The organism is Paenibacillus sp. FSL H7-0690 (assembly GCF_037980415.1).
In the GTDB taxonomy this organism is placed as follows: Bacteria; Bacillota; Bacilli; order Paenibacillales; family Paenibacillaceae; genus Paenibacillus_AQ; species Paenibacillus_AQ odorifer.
The window spans coordinates 1,265,756-1,285,918 of sequence record NZ_CP150281.1; the positions used below are offsets into that span (position 1 = coordinate 1,265,756).

Consider the following 20,163-nt stretch of genomic DNA (forward strand, 5'->3'; position numbering starts at 1 on the left):
ATTTAACTTCGAAAATACCCTATCATCTGTAGCCGAGGGAGTCAAATAGCTGAATATAACTATAGTTAAACTCTCCATATTATTGAGGTGAAATTTTGTGGTAGGTTTATACTAGAGGCAATTTTATTTTTTTGGAAGGAGTTATTCGTATGAAGAATAAACTTCAGGAATGGATTATTGAGACGGATATAATTAAAATGCAAGAGGCTCTGGAAGCAGGTTTAATTACCTCAGAGGATATAGTTCAAGTATATCTGGAGCGGATCCAAAAATACGATATAGACATAAACTCTATTTTAGAAATAAATCCAGAGGTTATACAAATCGCGCGAGCACGCGATAAAGAACGAGCAGAAAAAGGGAGCCGCGGGAGCCTGCACGGTATTCCTATTGTATTGAAGGATAATATAGACACCGCGGATAAGATGCATACGAGTGCCGGTTCTGTAGCTTTAGCTGGATCAATTGCGGCAAAAGATTCATTTGTAGCGGCCAAGCTTCGATTGGCGGGGGCTATTTTACTTGGGAAGGCGAATATGTCGGAGTGGTCTAATTTTATGTCTAGTACAATGCCTGCGGGATATAGCTCGCGGGGAGGGCTTGTACTGAATCTGTATGGACCTGGGACGGTATTTGTCAGTGGTTCCAGCTCCGGGCCTGCGGCAGCCGTAGCAGCGAATCTGGCAGCAGCAGCGATCGGAACGGAAACCGCAGGATCTATTGTCGGTCCAGCCAGCCAACATGCTCTTGTCGGAATCAAACCTACGGTGGGATTAGTGAGCCGTTCTGGAGTCATTCCCATTTCAGTAAGCCAGGATACCCCTGGGCCTATAGCTAGAACGGTTACAGATGCGGCAATTATTTTAGGGGCGTTAACCGGAGTGGACGACAACGATTCAGCAACATTTTCAAGCGAAAAATACGCTTATACAGACTATACTTCAAGTTTAGATAAAAGCTTTATACGACAAGCAAGAATAGGTATTCCACGGCATTATTATAAGCATTTAGACGCTGAGAGGCTTGCAATTATGGAAGCGGCTATCTTGACCTTGAAGAATGAAGGGGCTACCCTTATAGATCCTGTCACAGTACATGTTGAACAACAGAATTGGAATAATGATGTGATTTGTTATGAATTTAAAAAAGGGCTCAACCAGTATTTAGCACAAGTAGATGATTCCGTTCCGATTCACTCTTTGCAAGAATTGATAGCCTATAATGAAAGACATGCTGAGATTGCCTTGCAATATGGGCAAGACACCCTGACAAGATCAGAAGAAGTAACATTAACTGAAGAGGCCTATGAAGAGAAGAGACAAGAATACAAGGAATTAGCGCTTGAGCAAGGAATAGATTATGTGTTGGAACAATATAGTTTAGACGCGTTATTGCTGCCTGGTGATGTAGATGGCATGTATATTGCGGCACGCTTAGGTTATCCATTAGTTACTGTTCCGGCGGGATATGTATCTCAAGGCATTATTGATGCGGATGGGGATTCGACCAGGGGACCTTTTGGTGTTGTTTTTTCCGGAAAAGCTTATAGCGAGCCTACGCTCATAGCCTTAGCATACGGGTTTGAACAAGCTACGTATCACCGGATTCCACCTCAATTGGAGTAGAATTAGGCTAACTTAGAATAGAAGGAAGCGATCAGTTTGAAGTATTGCCTGGAATGTGGGACAGAGTTAGTAATGAAAGAAAGTGAAGGGGAAGGGCAGGTACCTTATTGTAATGCGTGTGAAATGTTCCGATTCCCTATTTTCAGCACGGCGATTAGTACAGTAGTATTAAACAGGGAGAAAAACAAGATTTTATTAATTCAGCAATATAATCGGCCAGACTACATATTACTCGCAGGATACGTGAACAAAGGTGAAGATGCGGAAACGACTCTCGTACGTGAGGTAAAAGAAGAGGTAGGACTTGATATTGTCGCTTATGAATATATGCGCAGCTTGTACTTCGCACCATCCAATACGCTAATGCTGAATTTTATAGGTGTTGCAGATTCGGAGGACTTGAGCCAGGTGAGTACTGAGGTTGATCATGCTGAATGGTTTACTTTGGAAGAAGCCGCCAGAGCGATTAAAAAGAACAGCCTAGCCGAAACCTTCTTACTGGCGATTATTGAGAAATTGAACGCGGGACAGGTACAGGTCAATCCGGTAGCTGTTGGAGGAAAGTAAAAAGGAGCCGTGAGGCTCCTTTTTATTGTTTCATGTAGGGGGTCTAGTTTATTTAAGCTTATACACACGAGCTTCATAAGGACGAAGCTGAATTGTGTTTAGTTCTTCTTCTGGATTTACTTCGTAATTGGCAATAAGCAATGCCTTCGCTTGGAACTTCACAGTAGAAGGAAGTTCGAAGGTCGCAGGCTCTCCGAAGAAATTCAATACAACCAGTAGCTGTTCTTCTCCAAGAGTACGCAGATAAGCATATACCTGTTCATTCTCCTCAGCCAGAATTGTATAATTTCCGTATACGATAATTTCATGCTGCTTGCGCAGCTCAATAAGTCTCTTATAATAGTAAAAAATAGAATCAGGATCAGCCAGCGCCTGCTCCACATTAATTTCCTTGTAATTAGGATTTACGGCTAGCCAAGGAGAGCCCGTCGTGAAGCCTGCCTGCGGCTCGGCGTTCCATTGCATCGGCGTACGGCCATTGTCCCGGCCTTTAATGTAAATGGAGTTCATGATTGCTTCTTCCGAATGTCCGGCAGCCAAGTATTCTTTATACATATTCAAGATTTCAATGTCTTTGTAATCGTTGATGGAATCAAACTGTACATTCGTCATGCCGATTTCTTCGCCTTGATAGATGTAAGGTGTGCCTTGGAGCGTGTGCAGCAGTGTTGCCAGCATCTTGGCAGACTCTTTCGGATATAACTTATCATCTCCGAAGCGGGATAACATACGCGGCTGATCGTGGTTGTTCATATACAGACTGTTCCAACCTTTACCGTCCAGCGCGATTTGCCATTTGGAAATGATGGACTTGATGTCCGCCAGCTTCCAAGGCTGTACATTCCATTTGCCTCCAGGTCCGGAATCGACGTCCATAAGCTCGAAATGGAATACCATGTTCAGCTCGTTGCGATCCTCGGAAACGTACAACGAAGCCTCCTCGGGAGTGACATTAACGGCTTCGCCCACTGTCATGATATCGTACTTGGACAGGACCTCACGGTTCATTTCCTGCATATACTCATGTACGCGTGGTCCGTTAACGAAATAGTCTCCTCCGAAGTGGTACGTAGGCTGTTCTCCGTTATTTTCTGGGGCAACGCTAGGTAATTCCGGTACTTTGGAGATCAAGTTGATTACATCCATACGGAATCCGTCAATGCCCTTGTCCAGCCACCAGGTCATCATATCGTAGACTTCCTGGCGCAGCTTAGGATTATCCCAATTCAGGTCGGGTTGCTTTCTCGAGAAGAGATGGAGGTAATATTCCTCCGACTTCTCATCGAATTCCCAAGCCGAACCGCTGAAGAAGGAACCCCAGTCGTTAGGCTTCTGTCCGTCCTGGCCCGGCCGCCAGATATAATAATCACGATAAGGATTATCCTGCGATTTGCGGGACTCCACGAACCAAGCGTGCTCATCAGAGGAGTGGTTGACCACAAGATCCATAATCAGCTTCATGCCGCGGCTGTGAAGTCCAGCTAGCAGTTCCTCCCAATCAGAGAGTGTTCCGAAATCATCCATAATACTTTGATAGTTACTGATATCATAGCCGTTATCGTCGTTTGGCGACTCGTATACCGGGCATAACCAGACTACGTCGACGCCAAGCTGATTTAAATAATCGAGTTTCGAGATAATGCCCTGCAGATCACCGATGCCGTCCCCGTTACTGTCTTTGAAGCTGCGGGGGTAGATTTGATAAACTACGCTTTCTTTCCACCATTTCTTATCCATGTATAACTCTCCTATCTCTCTATATAAATCTTAGTTATTTAATGGACCCTGATGTTAGTCCACTGATAATCCATTTTTGCGCGAACAAATAAACCACGAGCATCGGGGATAAAGCAAGCAGATACGAAGCAAAGGCTAAGTTGAAATCTGTGCTGAATTGACCTTGGAAGACATACTGTACAAGCGGAAGTGTGTATGAATCCTGATCACCTAGCAGAATCAACGGCAGCATAAAGTCATTCCAAGTCGACAGACAGGAGAGGATACCAATTGTTGCACTGACCGGAGCAAGAAGTGGGAAAATAATCTTCCAGAACGTTCCGAATGTCGTTGCACCATCTACTGTGGCAGCTTCCTCTAGCTCATAAGGAATAGAGCGGATATAGCCAGTGTATACAAACACGTTAAAAGCCAAGCCATAAACAATGTATAGAATAATAAGACCCAGAATGTTGTTCATATGCAGATCCGTTGTCACTTTGACCACAGGCAGCATAATAATCTGGAAAGGAATAAACATTGCGCTGATAAAATAAAAGTAGAGCGCTTTGAAGAATTTTCGGTTCATATTGCGGGCAATCGCGTAGGCTACCATGGAGTTGGTAAGCAAGATGAACACTACTGATGTTATTGTGATCGTGGCGCTATTTCCTAAGGCGTTGAAGAAATTGGTTGCCTTAATGGCATTGGCGAAGTTCTCAAAATGCAGGCCAGTCGGCAGTGAAAAGATGGATTGAGCCATTTCCTCGGGATTTTTTAGCGCGATAGCAATAGTCATGTACAGCGGAAAAAGGATCAGTAGTGAGCCTAGCGCGATAAGAATCGTTGCAGGCCAGTTGCTTGATTTTTTGATCATAAGTCCATCTCCCGTTTCTGCAGAAATTTAAGCTGAAGGGCGGAGATCACAACGATCACGATAAAATAAATCACGGCGTTCGCCGATTGATAGGCAAATTCTCCGCCTTGGAAGCCGCCTGTATAGATTAAGTGGGCAATGGATTGTGTTGAACGTCCAGGTCCCCCACCTGTCAAGGCTACGATTTGGTCGAATACCATTAAGCCGCCCTTCATCGCCAGCACCATGTTGATCGTGAAGAAGGAAGCAAGCATTGGAAAAGTAATACTCCAGAATTCTCTCCAGCGGCTAGCGCCGTCCAGATTGGAGGCTTCGTAAAGATCTTGCGGAATCGTCTGTAGACCTGCCAGATAGAGAATCGTGTTATAAGCAATTCCCTGCCAAACGGCTACAATGACGATACCGATCCAGGCCCAATCGGAGTTGCCGAGAATGTTCTGCGAAAGGAATTCGCTGCCAAGCTTCTCGCCCCAGATAGGGAATACATTTGCGAACAAATAGTTGAAAATAAAGCCGACAATCAGCACGCTGAGGATATTTGGCAGGAAATATACACCGCGGAAAAAGTTTTTGGCTTTAATCTTGGCGTTAAGCCCAAGCGCAATCAACAAACTGATGATGTTGATGAGAATAGTCGTTAAGATGGCATATTTAAAAGTGAACACATATGAATTCAGCACATTTTCATCTTGAAAAATGTTAATGAAGTTCTTAAATCCTACGTAATCAAAGCTGTCACTGAAGCCGTCCCAGTTAGTGAACGAATAATAAATACCCTGCAGTGCAGGAAAGGTGTGAAAGGCAAAGAAAAGAAGCAATGCCGGTATAGTCATTAGATAAAAGGCGACTCGGCGTTTGGCCATCATGTAATCCTCCTTGGAAAAGAGAAAGAGAAGGGGGAGTCCCGTTCTCTTTCTCGGCTCTTATTTGTCAGGTCTCGTTATTTCCGGTCAGCTACCTTATCCCATTCTTTATCAAGCTGTTTCAGGTACGCATCAACATCTTTCTTTTGCAGGAAGGCTTGATTGATGGTATCCACTTTCATTGCACTTGGGATGTAGTGGTCCGCAAAGTCGGCCAAGTTACCTGAGGTAAATGCTGCTTTGAAGCCGTCCATTGTTGGATCATCTTGAGTTACACCTTGCACAGCTGGGAATGCTTTTTGCTCGTTAATGTAGAGGCTGACATTCTCAGGCTGGAGCAGGAATTCAACGAATTTTTTAGCTTCTTCTTTATGTTTAGTGCTCTTAGAGATAGTCAACAATGTGTCTACGCCAGAAATGACCTTATTGTTAGCAGCATCATTTGTCGCTGGGAAAGGGAATACACCAAGCTCAATGGATGGATTAGCCTTCACGATTTCTGGGATCGCCCATACCCCTTGCAGATACATTGCAGATTCACCTTTAGCGAAAGCTGTGTTGCCGTCATTGTAGCCTTTTCCAAAAATATCTTTTTGACCGAATTCCGTCAGCTTAAGCAGCTTTTCAGCAATTTCGGTGAAGCTGTCTGCGAAAGTCACAGTACCTTCAGTACGTTGCTTGAAGAAATCATTGCCTTTAATGATTGTAGAGAGGGAGTTGAACGGCGTAAGGGTTGTCCAGGAATCCTTAAGGGTCAGGTAAAAAGCATTTTTACCGCTGTCCTTGAACTTTTGAGCGACGGCAATGAACTCATCCCAAGTGGTTGGCACGGTAACGCCGGCTTCAGTGAACATCGCTTTATTGTAAATGACACCACTTGCGTTCGAAGAGAATGGAAGACCATTCAGCTCGCTCGAACCTGTCAGGTCTTTCAGCATTTGAACATAAGCAGGCTGGATATTTTCAGCAAGTGGATCACTTGAGAAGTCTTCAAACAGACCACTTCCGGATAATGTTTTGTAGGTGTCAGTGGCACCGATACCGACCACGTCAGGGATGTCTTTTTTAGCTGCACGAGTCTTCAGCACTGTTTCGGCATCCGGTGGGTTCACTTGAGTGACTACGATGTTCGGATTGGCTTCATTAAATTTCGCAACCAGCTTGTCGAAGGTGGCTTTGGCTTCGGTCTTATTTTGGAAAAACTCGATTTTCACCTTGTCACCGGAGGAGTTCCCGCCGCTAGATGTGTTGTCAGCCGCATTGTTACCACTATTGCTACCGCAGGCGCTAAGCACGGACATAGCCAGTAGACTAACCATTACGGGTTTGATTGTTTTTTTCATGATAAATCCTCCTAATAATGTGTTGGTATTATGGTGAATTTGATAAGAGTAAACGTTTACGTTGACGGCAAACTTAAATGATGTTCGTGTTCTTCTAAGCGACGGGTATGCAATAAAGTGAACAGTAAACGTTTACGTAATATTGATAAAAAGACTTAGGTAAGCGATCTTACCGTTTGTCTTTCCACAATTGTGTGATCGACAATCTGGCTGTTGACAGACTCGCCTGTTTCAATCATCTGAATGAGCTTCTCCACGGCGATCTTTCCAATATCGTACAGCGGTTGGCGTACTGTTGTTAAAGGCGGAATAACCATTTTGGCTAATCCAAGATCGTCATATCCCATAATGGAGATATCCTCGGGCACGCTTAGACCATTTTTGATAACGGTGGAGAGGGCACCAATCGCCATTTCATCACTAGCAGCAAAAACGGCAGTCACATCAGGCGCTTGCTCCAAAAGAGTCTCCATAGCTATACTTCCGCTCTCATACAAAAAATCTCCGTAAGCAAGATAGCGGCTGTCAAAAGGAATACCATTTGCTTCAAGCGCATGCTTATAACCTTCTGCTCTTGGCGCACCAGCGATAAGATCGCTAGGGTTTCCACTAATCATGGCTATTTTGCGGTGACCTTTTGAAATTAAGTAGAGGATAGCGTCAAAAGCTGCTCGATAATCATCTACTTTCACATAAGGGACCTTGGCGAATTCTGTTTGGGAAGAGACCAATACAACGGGGATCCTCATGGTTTCGAGCACATCGTAATATTCTTTCTTAAGGACTTCACTAGAAAAAATAATGCCATCAACCTGTTTCTCTCTCAGGAGCTGTAAGTACTTCAACGTTCTTTTACCGTCCTGATCGGTATTGCATACCATCACACTGTAGTTCCGGTCATTGGCCAATTCTTCAATACCTTTGAGCAGATCGGAAGAGAAAGCACCAGAAACACTAGGGAACATAACACCAATGGTTTGTGTACGCTTATTGATTAGACCCCGGGCAATCGCATTGGGTTGATAACCAATTTCTTTGATCGCCTCATTTACCTTTTGTTTCGTTTTGTCCGAATACCCACTTAAATTGTTTAGCACGCGAGAGACTGTGGCAATGGAAACGTTCGCTTTCTGTGCAACATCTTTAATCGTTGGGTTCATTCCTATGAGCTCCTTAAACTACGGTTATCCTTGAATTAAACGCTTACGCTGATGAGAGTAAGTTATGAAAGAAGAGAACGTAAACGCTTACCCCGAATATAAATGCTGGTAGGCGCTTTTGTCAACTGTACCTAAAAAATAAAAAAATGATCAAAACTACGCAAGAGCAGTAATCTTTAAATAGGAATGAAACCAATGTATATACCAAAAATTTACTTGGAAATATCGGAATTGACAAAAGAATATTGGAGGTCTAACATTTAGAGAGTAAACGCTTACGTAAAATTTTTAAATATGGCATGCAAGCCCTGGTTATAATGATTTACTCGGATAAGGAGTTGCATTTATGAATATTTATCTCGAGATTCCGGATGTGGATAAGCACTTTCCTTACCGCAGTTTACTCTGCAATGGTGATACGTTGTGTTATCCGCATTGGCATAAAGAAATTGAAATTATTTATGTTACCAAAGGAAGCCTGAATCTGGGAATTAATGATACCCCTATTCACATGGAGCAGGGCGAGGTTCAGTTTATTAATGGTGGGGATGTGCATTATTTTCTCTCTTCCCCTGAGAGTGAACGGGTAGTGATTCAATTTGACCTGAATTTGTTTCAAGAAGTAGCCGCTTTGAACGGTAATGACTACTCACTTCGTGAGGTCTTTACGCTTATGGAGTATTCCAGTTCTAGATGGCCCGTGGCAACTGCCGCGAAGGTCAAAGGGCTGATTGAGAGTATTTACGAGGAAGATGTACAGCGTAGAGAAGGATATGTTTTTCTAATCAAGGCTAGATTGTTTGAACTGCTGACCGTTATTCTACGGGAGGTACCGAAGAGTCCGATCAAGAAACAGCCTAAGTTCTCGGAAGATACACTGAATCAATCCAGAGAAACACTGGAGAGACTAGAGCGGATTTTTATCTATGTGGAGCAGCATTACCAGGAGGCTATTACGCTGAATGAGGTAGCTAATTATATGGGGTTTAGTCCTTATTATTTTACCAAATTGTTCAAGAAAAACACGGGCATGACCTTTATCGCGTTCTTAAACGAATACCGGCTTAACAAAGCCAAATGGATCTTGATCAATGAAGATCTGCCGATGTCTGCCGTGGCGGAAGCAGCCGGGTTTGGCAGCGTGAAGACCTTCCATCATTTTTTCAAGGAAGCAACGGGAATATCACCGCTGAAATACCACAAGACAATATTCGGGAATAATACAGCAAGATTGCAGGAAGAAAGCCCTTCCTCAGCTTTGTATGATAGAGATATCAAAACAGGAATAAGTGGAGGTTAGACCAGAATGACTTTAACAGTAGGAATTATCGGCTGCGGAGGTATTGCGAACGGCAAGCACATGCCCGCGTTAAAAAAAGTAGAAGGTGCGCGAATGGTTGCTTTTTGTGATATCGTCGCTGAACGTGCCGAGAAGGCAAAAGCGGAGTTTGGAGATGAGCAGTCCGTAGTTTACACAGATTATAAAGAGCTTCTTAACGATGCAAGTATAGATGTGATACATGTATGTACGCCGAACATTTCCCATGCGGAGATTTCCATTGCGGCTATGGAAGCAGGCAAACACGTAATGTGTGAGAAGCCGATGGCTAAAACCACGGCAGAAGCACAAGCGATGATCGAGGCCTCAGAGCGAACTGGGAAAAAGCTGACCATCGGTTATCAGAACCGTTTCAGACCAGATTCAGCTTATCTGCATGCGGTATGTGAGAATAATGAGCTTGGTGAGATCTATTACGCCAGAGCTAAGGCTATCCGTCGTCGCGCGGTCCCAACTTGGGGTGTGTTTTTGGATGAAGAAGCGCAAGGCGGCGGTCCGTTGATTGATATCGGCACCCATGCGCTCGATTTGACCCTGTGGATGATGGATAATTACAAACCTAAATATGTCGTGGGCAACGCTTATCATAAGCTGTCCGGTCGTAAAAATGCTGCAAATGCTTGGGGCCCGTGGGATCCTGAGAAGTTTACAGTGGAGGATTCCGCCATTGGATTCATCACTATGGAGAATGGGGCTACCATCGTCTTAGAAGCAAGCTGGGCACTGAATACACTCGATGTCGGTGAGGCCAAAACGGTACTTTGTGGGACTGAAGGCGGAGCAGATATGGAGAAGGGTCTGCGCATTAACGGAGAAGCCTACGGTAAAACCTTTGAAAAGTATATCGGTCTGGATGCCGGTGGCGTCGACTTTTATGATGGTGCAGGAGATGATCCTGCGGTGATAGAGGCAGCTCAGTGGATTGACAGCATTGTAAATGACACCGAGCCTGTAGTGAAGCCGGAGCAGGCGTTGGTTGTGACTCGCATCTTGGAGGCTATTTATAAATCCTCTGAAACTGGTATGCCTGTGTTTTTTGAATAATCAAGCAAATTCGATGGTCATAGATAAATATGAACTAGGAGCGTGTCTCAAGTGACAAGAGTAACCGTATGGAATGAATTCCGTCATGAACGTCAGGAAGAAAGAATTCTTAAGGTCTATCCGCAAGGTATTCATGGACAACTGGCAAGTTTTCTGCAAGAGGCAGGACTGGACACTCAGACAGCTACGCTGGATGAACCAGAGCACGGACTGACGCAAGAGGTATTGGATAACACGGATGTACTGATCTGGTGGGGACATATCGCCCATCATGAAGTAAGTGATGAGATTGTAAATCGTGTACATGCGCGAGTGCTGCAAGGTATGGGACTTGTAGTGCTTCATTCGGGCCATATGTCCAAAATCTTTATGAAATTAATGGGCACCAGCTGCGATCTGAAATGGCGTGAAGCTGAGGAGAAGGAGCGTCTGTGGGTCATGGACCCAAGTCACCCGATTGCTGAGGGCATTGGTGAATACATCGACTTGGAGCAAGAGGAAATGTACGGTGCGCATTTTGATGTGCCAGCACCAGAGAGTCTTGTATTTGTCGGCTGGTTCGAAGGCGGCAACGTCTTCCCAAGCGGATCGACCTACCGTAGAGGCAGCGGGAAGATCTTTTATTTCCAGCCTGGTCATGAATCTTATCCAACTTATTACAACAAGGATATTCAAAAAGTTATCATCAATGGCGTGAACTGGTGTGCACCAACGAAACGTGACTATCCGGTTTACGGACATTCTGAAGCCTTAGAGCCTATCAAAGAAAAGGTGGTCGTATAAATGAAATTAGGCGTATTTGATCCTGTATTTGGAAGCTTGAGTCTTGACGAGATGTTAGATAAAATCGCCGCCGCAGGTTTGAATGCGGTAGAAATCGGCTCGGGCGGTAATCCCGGCAATGCTCACTGTCCGACAGATGAGCTGCTTGCGAGCGAGTCAGCACGACAAGAATATTTGGAAAAGTTCACGAAACGTGGCATTATGATCAGTGCCTTCAGTTGCCATAATAACCCGATTTCACCAGATAAAGAAGAAGCCCGCGCCGGGGATGAAATTCTCCGTAAATCGATCAAGCTGGCTTCACTCATGGGTGTTAAGGTCGTGAACACTTTTTCGGGAACGGCTGGGGACAGCGATGAGGCAAAAGCACCGAACTGGCCAGTCACACCTTGGCCTACCGTGTACAGCGACATCAAAACCTGGCAGTGGGAACATAAGCTGATCCCTTACTGGAAGGAAATCGGCAAGCTGGCCGAGGAGCATGGCGTTAAGATCGGCATCGAGCTGCATGGCGGCTTTCTGTGCCATACCCCTTATACGATTTTGAAGCTTAGAGAAGCAACCTGCGATGCTATCGGAGCCAATCTGGATCCGAGCCATCTGTGGTGGCAAGGTATTGATCCTGTAGGTGCTATCAAGATTCTCGGTAAAGCTGGCGCGATTCACCATTTCCATGCCAAGGATACTTACTTGGATCAGGACAACATCAATATGTATGGTCTGACCGATATGCAACCTTATGGCGATGTGCAGACCCGCGCATGGACCTTCCGCTCCGTTGGTTGCGGCCACAGCATATCTGAGTGGTCAGATATCATGAGCGCGCTGCGCACTTACGGTTATGATTATGTGGTGAGCATCGAGCATGAAGACCCTCTTATGACGGTTGATGAAGGCTTCCAACGTGCAGTAACCAATTTGCAATCCATTCTTATTCATGACCAGCCTCAGGGTATGTGGTGGGTGTAAGGTCGAATTAGAAAGCCTTGATTCTCTATTTAGAGAATCAAGGCTTTTTTTGTGTGTAGTGGGGATGGGGGGGGAGAGTGGAAGAGCGGAAGAGCGGAAGGGAGTAAAAACGAGCTGGCAAAGAGATAGGGAGGAGGTAGGGACGAGTAGGAGCTAATAAGAAACGAACTAGAAACTAACTAACTACCAATCAAAAATGAACTAGTTTGCTAACGGACTCAGATGCAGCTATTCGCGAGTTTTAGACCTTTTTGAGCAAGTTTCGGACCCGAGAGACCTTATTGTTCCTGAAAAGCAAGAAATTCGAGGTGTTTGAGCAAATAACTGCGCTGGAGTCCGATAGCATCTCAAAACAGCGGATTTGTTGCAAATAGGGTCTCTGGAGTCCGCGACTAATACGCTAGCTGATCTTCGATGGTAAAAACGTAGTTAGTTTGGTGTTAGAGCGTTAGAAGCGTGGTGGGGTGTGGGAGTAGATAACTGTGCTAACGGACTTAGATGCAGCTATTCGCGTGTTTTAGGGTTTTTGGAGCGAGTTTCGGACCCGAGAGACCTTATTGGTCCCGAAGAGCAAGGAATTCGAGGTTTTTTGAGCAAATAACTGCGCTGGAGTCCGATAGCATCCCAAAACAGCGAAATAGATGCAAATAGGGTCTCTGGGGTCCGCGACTTATGCGCTGATGCGTTAGCTATTTTTCAACGGTAAATCGTAGTTAGTTTGGGGGTTGGTGCGTTGAGCTTCGGGAGAATGGGATACGGGCAAATGTGCAGCGCAGTTAGTTTGGGGCTGGAGCGTCAGGAGCGTAGTGGAGATGTGGTGGAGATGTGGTAGAGATGTGGTAGGTAACTGTGCTAACGGACTCAGATGCAGCTATTCGCGTGCTTTAGGGTTTTTGGAGCGAGTTTCGGACCCGAGAGACGTTATTGGTCCTGAAAAGCAAGGAATTCGAGGGTATTTGAGCAAATAACTGCGCTGGAGTCCGATAGCATCCCAAAACGGCGAAAATATTACAAATAGGGTCTCTGGAGTCCGCGACTTATGCGCTTATGCGCTAGCTGATCTTCGACGGTAAAATCGTAGTTAGTTTGGAGGCTGGTGAGTTGAGCTTCGGGATAATGGGATACGGGCAAATGTGCAGCGCAGTTAGTTTAGGGCTGGAGCGTCAGGAGCGTGGTGGAGATGTGGTGGAGTTGTAGTGGAGATTTGGTGGAGTTGTAGTGGAGATATAGTGGAGATGTGGTGGAGATGTGGTAGGTAACTGTGCTAACGGTAACGGGCAAATGAGCAGACGCAGTAATGTATGAAACATAGGGCGGAAATGTATGAGACGTAGGAAAGAACAAGGTAGAACTGTGCTAACGGACTCAGATGCAGCTATTCGCGTGTTTTAGGGTTTATGGGGCGAGTTTCGGACCCGAGAGACGTTATTGGTCGTGAAGAGCAAGGAATTCGAGGTGTTTTGAGCAAATAACTGCGCTGGAGTCTGAAAACATCCCAAAACAGCGCAATAGTTGCAAATAGGGGCTCTGGAGTCCGCAACTTATGCGCTTATGCGCATGCTGATCTTTGCGTATCTAAAGATCGGCTTTTTGTCGTGCATTCACTGGTTACAGTATTGCAATCTCTGCGTCAAGCGGGAGTGGACGAGTTGAAAAGAATAGGTACAGGCTGGTACGCAACATATTTGAAATGATTTCGTCTTTATATAACGGAGGTGGAGCAAGATGAATTTATGCTTTTCGGGAGGCCGGTTTCAAACTTTTTTACAGCGGAACATTAAACTGATGCTTGTATTTGGACTTTTGTTCGCTGCTTGCTTTACAGGAGTTGGAAGGGTGGAAGCTGCTGGCTCAGATCTGATCATCGTGAACAAAAAAACAAACAAACTCGCGTATTTCAGTGACGGCAAGCTGGTGAAGACTTTTCCGGTTGCCACAGGAAAGTCGAAGGAACTGACGCCAGAAGGTAGCTTCAAAATGGTGGTTAAGGTAAAAAACAGACCCTACTACAAAGAGAAAATTCCCGGTGGGGACCCGGCCAATCCGCTTGGCGACCGCTGGCTGGGGCTGGAAGTGAACGGGACCTATGGCACGACGTATGCGATTCACGGCAATAATAATGAGTCATCGATAGGGAAGTATGTTAGCGCTGGTTGTATTCGAATGCATAATGATGATATTCATTGGCTGTATCCAAAAGTAGCCAAGAATACTCGAGTTATCATTACAACGAGCACACTGGCTATGGAGAATATTGCAACTAAAAACGGGTACTCTGTGGGAAGTAATAAGTTTGCGGGGACTTTTGAGATCAATGGGACGACAACAAAGCTGAAGGATCCTTTTATATTGGAAAATTCCCGTGTGTTTGTTCCGCTGAGAGAATCCGTGGCCTTACTGGGTGGTACTTTGCAGAGTGAAGCGGGGACAGGAGCACTGATAATTACGATCGGCAATCGTACGGTGACACATAAGCCATTATCCAATAAGGCTATTGTGAATGGGAAATCCATTACGATTTTACCGTCACGCAATGAAAATAACCGATTACTAATTCCGCTGAGTATCCTGCCTGATTTATTTGCTGTTCAGGTGCAGTGGAATGCGCAGACTCAGGTGGTAAAGATTAAGTTGTAATTGTTCTTGACCTTTTATTTCTGATTTAAATTGTTATATACTGTACTTATTCTAAAATACGGACAATTACGGAGGGCCACCGACTGATGAATAACTAACACGTTTCCTGAAACAGACCATAAAGTTTGTGAAGTGCATATGCACAAGTCACGGAGCACCCGCGCAGGGTGATAACGGTCAGGGATACGTGTGTCGGTCGGGGGTCTTACGATGCTTTTATATGGATAGTTCTATCTATTGTGTTGGTTTACTCTGCATCCAGCAGGTGAACACGGCCGTAGTCTATCCATGTCTGGGCACATTCCCCCTTCATACGCTATTCGACCGCAGACCGTTGGCTGCGGTTTTTTATTTGCAATGAAATCGGAGGAATGAAAGATGACTATAATTAAAGTGAAGAATTTACGTAAGGAATGGAATGGGATCCCTTTATTTAAGGAGGTATCCTTTGAGATAGCAGAGGGAGAGCGCGTGCTTTTATTCGGACGAAACGGGATTGGCAAAACCACACTGCTTAAGGGGCTGATCGGTCGGCTTACTTTTGAAGAGGGAAGTATCTATCATGGTTTGCCATCTGAAGAATGGGGTGTGCTCGATCAACAGCTTGAGGTACCGGGGGAAGTAACCGCATTGGACTACGTTCTTTCAGGGTCAGCACAGCTGCCTGAATTAAAACGCCAGCTGGAAGCCCTCAGTCAGAGACTGCAGGAGCAGAAAGCTGATAACGAAGCTGAATTGGCTGAATATGCAGAGGTGTACGATCGTTACTTGCAGCTTGATGGATATGGCTGGGAGGTCAAAGCGGAAAAAAGTCTAAAGCAGCTCAAGCTTGAACATGCAGTCTGGGATTTGCCATACGCCTCACTTAGTGGAGGGCAAAAGACACGGGTGCAATTAGCAGCATTATTAGCCCGGCAGCCCAAGCTATTGATTCTGGATGAACCGACCAATCACATAGATGGAGAATCGATGGAGTGGTTGGAGCATTGGGTGTGCAACTACCCTGGAACCGTGTTTTATGTATCACATGATCGTACATTTATTGATCGAACTGCGACGTCTGTGCTGGAGCTTAGTCCGGAGGGATGCCGGCGTTATTCGGGTGGATATACACAGTACCGGGAGCAGAAGACTATAGAGCTGAGAACATTGGAGGGACAATATAAAAAGCAGGAGCAAGAAAAGGAGAAGCTGCTGGAGAGCATTAGGCGGTATGCAGAATGGTTCCAGCAAGCGCATCGTGCTGCCGGACAAAATGATTTTCTGCGTTCGAAATCCAAGAAAAATGTGTCTCGTTTCCATGCCAAGGAAGCTGCGCTGGAACGGTTAAATAAGAACCGTGTAGAATTGCCCCATGAGACTGGCAAGCTGAAGATGAAGCTGGTAAGCGAAGAGTTTCTGGCAGATTCTTTACTGACACTCCGTGAGATAGAGTTTGCCTATCAGGGGAGTGCGCCTTTTCTTAGGGATTTCAGTTTGTCGCTAAACCGGGGAGACCGACTGTCTATTCTGGGTCCTAATGGTGTTGGAAAGTCTACGCTGCTGAAATTGATTGCAGGGATCAATAAGCCTACAAAAGGTGAAGTGCGGCTGCATCCACGGACGACAATCGGTTATTTTGCACAAGAGCTAGATAACTTAGAAATGAACTCTACGATTCTGGATAGCCTGCTTGAACTGCCGGGAATGACCCAGACGGAGGCGCGGACAATTCTGGGTTGCTTTTTATTTACGCGGGACGATGTATTTAAACGGATTGGGGATTTGAGTCTGGGGGAGAAATGCCGTGTGGCTTTCCTCAAGTTGTATTTTGGAAAAGCGAATTTATTGGTTTTAGATGAACCCACTAATTATCTGGATATTGACACTAGGGAACGAGTAGAAGAGGCACTTATGGTGTATCCCGGCGGGTTAGTAATGGTCTCGCATGACCGTTATCTTCACTCTAAAGTGGCTAATCGCTTGGTGATTTTAGAGCCGTCTCAGGCACCAAAGTTTTTTCAAGGAACGTATGCTGAATACTTCGCAAAAGACAGAACCCGTCTGCTTACTGGTATAGAACAGGCTCGGGAGGATAACCTTGCCCTCCTGCAGCTGCGTCTGAATCAGCTGATTCAGAGTAGCAGTGTGGATTCTGAGGCGGAGAATGCAGCGCTAGTGGCGGAAATCGTTAATTTGCAGCGACAAATACAGGAACTAAGGGGCGAGGGGAAACCCTTATCCTCCTAAGCTGATAAAAAACACAACCTTGCTCAGGATGAATTTATCTTGGGCAGGTTGTGTTTTTAGGTAGGAGTCGTAAGGTGTAAGGTGTATAATTTGGAGGAATGTGGATTTTTTTAGCGATAAAGAAACCTTGAGAGGATGATTGCAGAATTGCTGAAATTGGGCTCTTTTATATTGGAATTACTTCGCTTGTGTATATTGCTTGTGCTGACTTTGTTAGTTTTGGGTTGGGCAGAAAGATTGATTTATCAATTGATATTTGGTCAGCCCGTGTATAACTGGAGTATGGGACTCGGGAATTTATTTGTATTTTTTATGCTGTACCGGAATCATTTTCAGTTTAAGGGCTGGTATAAATCAGAGAAAAATAAAAAGCTAACGCTCCTCACCACAAGAATAATCACCGTAATTTCTATAGGACTAATAATCCTGCCGATAGGGCTAGGCTGAGCTTATGAAGATTAGAATCATTGGAGCTTGCGGCAGCGGCAAATCCTATATCGCCCGGGAGTTATCTAGAAAATACGATGTAGAGTATTACGAGACTGACAACTTGGTATGGGACAGAAGTGCCGAGAATTTGCGCTTTTCAGTTGAAGCAAGGGATGCTCAGTTGGAGGAAATCCTTGATAAACCCTCATGGATTCTGGAAGGCGCACATTACAAATGGGGACAAGAGAGTTTTAAAGCTGCTGACTTAATCGTTATTTTGAATCCTAATAAAGTGATCAGGGATTTGAGAGTGTTTACAAGGTTTATAAAAACAAGACTGGGTTTAGAGCAAGCAAATTACAAGCAGTCATTTAAGAATCTCTATGTGATGATTTTTGAATGGAACCGTGGATATGATCATGAGGCCGCACATAGGATTATAGAGTTAACGGATACTCTGTCTGATAAACGGGTAATTGTGAAAAATAACAAAGAGCTGGAGTCCATTATCCAAGAGCATCTGAGGAAGGGATTGTTAAATAGGGATTGAGCGACAAAGTAAATGATAGAGAGAGGAGTGCTTGCATGGATAACATTCTACCCGAGCATTTGGATCAGGAGAATTTTATAGGTTTTTGGAAAAGAGTGCTGGCTTCCATTCTTGATTTCCTGGTCATTGGAATACCTGGGGTTATCGTATACTTGATACTCAATTCATTAGCTGTTTCATTACACTCGGAGATACCTATTATCCTGGAGTACATTTTGTTTATCGCATTTGATATCTTTATGATCGTTAGATTTGGCGGAACTCCAGGGAAGCTGATTTTAAAAATAAAAATTGTCAATGAGCAAGGGAATTACCCTACAGTGAAGGAAGCTCTGATTCGAAATGTTTTCCGAATGATTAGTATGATTCTTTCAATGGTAATTGCGGTCAGCAGCTATGACTTTACCGTTATTTCCGCCAAATTATCCTTATGGTCGGATTTGGCTTTTGACCTCACTCAAATCCTGGGTCCAATCATGCTGGTGGATTACTTGTTGGTTGGATTACATCGCCGTAAACGTGCGATTCACGATTTGCTGGCTGGCACTTATGTTGTTGAGAAATCCGCAATTTGAAGAATGCTTTTCACCAAGCATTCTTTTTTTTAATATTAGATATTTTACTATTAAATATTTTAGTGTTAAAATACTTCTATAAGCAGCCGATCATCATGAATGCCAAAGGAGAACCTCTTGGAAAATCCAGATATTTTTAAGCTAATACATGCAGTTGAATTATTTACGAATGAAGTTATTGTCCGATGGATGAACGCATTTGATCACAATATTGGGATATCTCCAGTTCTAGTCTTGGGCGAATTGAATAAAAAAGGCCCCTTGAAGCAGACTATTTTGGCTAAGAGACTAGGATATACGCCGGGAGCAATGACTAACATTGCTAATCGCCTGATTAAGCAGGGGATGGCCGAGCGAAAATATAACGAAGATGATCGACGGAATGTACTTCTATCTATCACGGACAAAGGAAAAGACGTTTTGAAGGAAGCACAGCTTAAGGGACAGGAGCTAAGAGCTGAAATGTTCCAAAAGCTCAATGAGGAGGAACTGCAGCAATTCTTGAAAATCTATGAGAAGTTGTTAACGAGCTTTGATAGCTCTGAAACATAAACCAAGTCATCTTAGAAGCACAATAACATTATAAAGGGGTATGAACATGGGAAGAGTTCAAGGTAAAGTTGCATTAGTAACTGGAGGCGCTTCAGGTATTGGCTTATCAGCTGCCACTCTATTAGCTAGAGAAGGAGCAAAGGTTGTTATTGCCGATTTTAATGTGGAAGCAGCCAAAGAAGCAGCATCTAAGATTAAAAATGAAGGCGGAGAAGCTGAAGGTCTTTTCTTAGATGCCTCCCAAGCGGATTCGATCAAGGAAGCTGTTGACTTCACAGTTGCTCAGTATGGCACCATCACAATATTGTTTAATAATGTAGGTCTAACTAATCTGCAAAAAGACCTTGATGTGGTCAATATAGATTTGGAAGAGTGGGATCGCCTGATGAACGTAAATACCAAAAGTGTTCTGTTAGGCAGCCGGTTTGCTATTCCTCATATGATTAAAGCGGGCGGAGGCTCGATCATTAACACAGCTTCGATGTCAGCATTCGCAGGGGATTCATTGCGTACTGCTTATGGCTCCTCTAAGGCAGCTGTTGTGAACCTTACTCGTTACATCGCTACACAATATGGTAAAGACAAAATCCGTTGTAACGGGGTGGCACCAGGGCTGATCCTAACACCTGCCGCTGCAAGAAATATGCCGCCAGCGGTATTGGATATTTTCCAAAAATTCAACGCGCTTCCTTATCACGGTGAAGCTGATGATATCGGCAATACGGTTTTGTTCCTGGCATCGGATGAATCCAAATTCATCACAGGCCAAACGATTGAAGTAGAGGGTGGCCACTATATGTCTAACCCAAGTATCACGGATTTCCAGAATTACATGATGGAAGCTAAATCTAAATAAAAGATTATGTGTAATTAAAAATCCGGTCCATGCTCGAATTTGTCGAGCG

General features: G+C 44.5%; 18 protein-coding genes. 13 read left to right on the forward strand and 5 right to left on the reverse strand.

Annotated features, from left to right (window positions below; all coding sequences use genetic code 11):
• The first annotated feature begins 149 nt into the window (after positions 1-149).
• Both MHI32_RS05565 and MHI32_RS05570 read left to right on the forward strand, forming a co-directional pair.
• Positions 150-1,625, forward strand: coding sequence for an amidase family protein (locus MHI32_RS05565; protein ID WP_340012009.1), 1,476 nt, complete (start codon positions 150-152; stop codon positions 1,623-1,625).
• Between the two features lie 36 nt (positions 1,626-1,661).
• A complete protein-coding gene (locus MHI32_RS05570; protein WP_340012010.1) occupies positions 1,662-2,192 on the forward strand; it encodes an NUDIX domain-containing protein in 531 nt (176 codons plus the stop codon).
• A gap of 48 nt (positions 2,193-2,240) precedes the next feature.
• Here MHI32_RS05570 and MHI32_RS05575 read toward each other — a convergent pair whose 3' ends face one another.
• From MHI32_RS05575 to MHI32_RS05595, 5 genes are all read right to left on the reverse strand, one after another.
• The gene (locus MHI32_RS05575) at positions 2,241-3,929 is read right to left on the reverse strand and encodes an alpha-glucosidase (protein ID WP_076219686.1); all 1,689 of its coding nucleotides are present in this window, start codon (positions 3,927-3,929) and stop codon (positions 2,241-2,243) included.
• Positions 3,930-3,963: 34 nt separating this feature from the next.
• Positions 3,964-4,782, reverse strand: a complete 819-nt coding sequence (locus MHI32_RS05580) for a carbohydrate ABC transporter permease (RefSeq protein ID WP_038574152.1) — start codon at positions 4,780-4,782, stop codon at positions 3,964-3,966.
• Positions 4,782-5,648: a sugar ABC transporter permease gene (locus tag MHI32_RS05585; RefSeq protein ID WP_038568998.1), complete on the reverse strand. Its 867-nt coding sequence runs from the start codon at positions 5,646-5,648 to the stop codon at positions 4,782-4,784. The genes MHI32_RS05580 and MHI32_RS05585 overlap by 1 nt, the downstream gene beginning before the upstream one ends.
• Positions 5,649-5,725: 77 nt before the next feature.
• A complete protein-coding gene (locus MHI32_RS05590) occupies positions 5,726-6,991 on the reverse strand; it encodes an extracellular solute-binding protein (RefSeq protein ID WP_076129561.1) in 1,266 nt (421 codons plus the stop codon).
• Positions 6,992-7,146: 155 nt separating this feature from the next.
• Positions 7,147-8,151 carry a substrate-binding domain-containing protein gene (locus tag MHI32_RS05595; protein WP_036680403.1) on the reverse strand — a complete coding sequence of 335 codons (1,005 nt, stop codon included), beginning with the start codon at positions 8,149-8,151 and terminating at the stop codon, positions 7,147-7,149.
• A 346-nt stretch (positions 8,152-8,497) separates the two neighbouring features.
• Here MHI32_RS05595 and MHI32_RS05600 point away from each other — a divergent pair, with 346 nt between their 5' ends.
• The 11 genes from MHI32_RS05600 to MHI32_RS05650 all read left to right on the forward strand — a co-directional run bounded on the left by MHI32_RS05600 (position 8,498) and on the right by MHI32_RS05650 (position 20,114).
• On the forward strand, positions 8,498-9,451 hold the full coding sequence (locus MHI32_RS05600) for an AraC family transcriptional regulator (protein ID WP_076195168.1): 954 nt from the start codon (positions 8,498-8,500) through the stop codon (positions 9,449-9,451).
• 6 nt (positions 9,452-9,457) lie between these two features.
• A complete protein-coding gene (locus tag MHI32_RS05605; RefSeq protein ID WP_312150345.1) occupies positions 9,458-10,534 on the forward strand; it encodes a Gfo/Idh/MocA family oxidoreductase in 1,077 nt (358 codons plus the stop codon).
• A 51-nt stretch (positions 10,535-10,585) separates the two neighbouring features.
• Complete coding sequence (locus tag MHI32_RS05610) at positions 10,586-11,317, forward strand: ThuA domain-containing protein (RefSeq protein ID WP_038569006.1); 732 nt, start codon at positions 10,586-10,588, stop codon at positions 11,315-11,317.
• Positions 11,318-12,286 (forward strand): sugar phosphate isomerase/epimerase, encoded by a 969-nt coding sequence (locus tag MHI32_RS05615; protein WP_036680409.1) that lies wholly within the window; start codon positions 11,318-11,320, stop codon positions 12,284-12,286.
• A gap of 1,725 nt (positions 12,287-14,011) precedes the next feature.
• Positions 14,012-14,923, forward strand: coding sequence for a L,D-transpeptidase family protein (locus tag MHI32_RS05620; RefSeq protein ID WP_076129557.1), 912 nt, complete (start codon positions 14,012-14,014; stop codon positions 14,921-14,923).
• A 378-nt stretch (positions 14,924-15,301) separates the two neighbouring features.
• Positions 15,302-17,152 (forward strand): ABC-F family ATP-binding cassette domain-containing protein, encoded by a 1,851-nt coding sequence (locus MHI32_RS05625; protein WP_076303446.1) that lies wholly within the window; start codon positions 15,302-15,304, stop codon positions 17,150-17,152.
• Between the two features lie 147 nt (positions 17,153-17,299).
• The gene (locus MHI32_RS05630) at positions 17,300-17,599 is read left to right on the forward strand and encodes a hypothetical protein (RefSeq protein WP_081386495.1); all 300 of its coding nucleotides are present in this window, start codon (positions 17,300-17,302) and stop codon (positions 17,597-17,599) included.
• A 4-nt stretch (positions 17,600-17,603) separates the two neighbouring features.
• A complete protein-coding gene (locus MHI32_RS05635; protein ID WP_076220822.1) occupies positions 17,604-18,131 on the forward strand; it encodes a hypothetical protein in 528 nt (175 codons plus the stop codon).
• Positions 18,132-18,166: 35 nt separating this feature from the next.
• Positions 18,167-18,706, forward strand: coding sequence for an RDD family protein (locus MHI32_RS05640; protein ID WP_076145486.1), 540 nt, complete (start codon positions 18,167-18,169; stop codon positions 18,704-18,706).
• A gap of 117 nt (positions 18,707-18,823) precedes the next feature.
• A complete protein-coding gene (locus MHI32_RS05645; RefSeq protein WP_036680418.1) occupies positions 18,824-19,258 on the forward strand; it encodes a MarR family transcriptional regulator in 435 nt (144 codons plus the stop codon).
• Between the two features lie 46 nt (positions 19,259-19,304).
• Positions 19,305-20,114, forward strand: coding sequence for an SDR family oxidoreductase (locus tag MHI32_RS05650; RefSeq protein ID WP_076129551.1), 810 nt, complete (start codon positions 19,305-19,307; stop codon positions 20,112-20,114).
• The last annotated feature ends 49 nt before the right edge of the window (positions 20,115-20,163 follow it).